2 protein-coding genes are annotated in these 1334 nt (G+C 53.3%); both read right to left on the minus strand.

What is annotated here, in order from left to right; all coding sequences use genetic code 11:
* A partial coding sequence (locus ACED36_RS22055; protein ID WP_371733825.1) for a transposase zinc-binding domain-containing protein occupies window positions 1-610 on the minus strand: 610 nt, incomplete at its 3' end.
* A partial coding sequence (locus ACED36_RS22060; RefSeq protein WP_371733826.1) for a tyrosine-type recombinase/integrase occupies window positions 607-1334 on the minus strand: 728 nt, incomplete at its 5' end. The genes ACED36_RS22060 and ACED36_RS22055, both read right to left, overlap by 4 nt.

Below are 1334 nucleotides of genomic sequence, written 5' to 3' on the forward strand. Positions count from 1 at the left end.
GTAACGACAACAAGGGGTGTGCGTGAATCGCGGTCAGTAACCTTGCTCGCCAGACTGATGCCAATGCCCTGTGAGAGTAAAGGAACTGCTTGTTGCCGTTGTGCCACTGCTTGCGGCGGGGGTGATAAAAACCGGCAGGCACAATGGCATGCAGGTGTGGGTGGATATCCCGTCGTCGATTATGGGTATGAAGCACCAGCGTAAAGCCACTGTCACCGCCATTTTTGCGTTGGGCAAAATCCTTGAGCACGGACGCAGCAACAGAGAACATCAGCGAATACAAACACCTCGCGTGTGTGATAGCCATTTTTCTGAGTTCGGCAGGCACGGTGAAAGTGATCATAAAATAGTGTGTCGGCAATAACTTCGCCTCTTGCCGAGCCAGCCATTGCATGGTGTTGGTGTGTTGACACTGCGGACAATGACGGTGCCCACAAGATAGCGGCGTTCGGTCATCATGGTGACACCCCTGACAACCCCATTGCACGTGGCCTAATGCCCCTGTTCGGCAGCGAGACATGGCCATGATGGCACGAGAGATATCTGGGTTAAGGCGCCTCGGCTCGAGTTCAGCGCCATGATGATTGAGCAAGGAAAGAAAGGTGCTCATGCGTCCTCCCACAGTATCGTCAGTCCCGTTGCCAGTTGATTGACAGCCTGATGCACCTCAGCTTGTTTCATCTCAGTGAGTTGTGTGTAGCGTGCGGTGGTATTCAGACTGGCGTGACCCAGTAGGTGTTGTAATGATCGTAAATCCAACCCACGCTCGAGCAGATGGGTGGCATAACAATGGCGTAATGAGTGTGGGCTAATGGCCTTGTTGATCTTCGCGTCACGACAGACTTGCTTCATGGCTTTTTGCACCCCACCGCCGTCCATGTGGGCATCATTGCCGACACCCGGAAAGAGCAAGGTGGGATGGCGATGGGTAGACCAGTGCAGGCGTAAGACCGTGAGTGTCTTATCGGGCAGCGGCACTAAGCGGTCTTTGCCGCCCTTGGCATTGCGCACATGCACCTGATGTTGGTCACTGTCGATATCTGGTACTGACAATCGAAGTCCTTCCCCCAGGCGTAACCCCAGACAATACAAGGTATAGAAGAAGCGTTGGTAGCGAGGTTGTTGGGTGAAGGTGATGAGTAAGCCGACCTCTCTAGGGGTTAAGATATCGGGCAAGCGTTTGACCTGAGGCGGCTTAACGATATCGAGCCATTGCCATTGCTTATTAAGGGTGTAGCGATAGAAGAACTGCAAGCCATTGCGGTCGAGTTTGACGGTACTCCAGGAGTGGGTTCCGATAAGGTTCACGAAGTAGGTTTTGAGCTGTTGCTGAG

It is taken from the genome of Enterovibrio sp. FF113, assembly GCF_041439165.1.
In the GTDB taxonomy this organism is placed as follows: Bacteria; Pseudomonadota; Gammaproteobacteria; order Enterobacterales; family Vibrionaceae; genus Enterovibrio; species Enterovibrio norvegicus_A.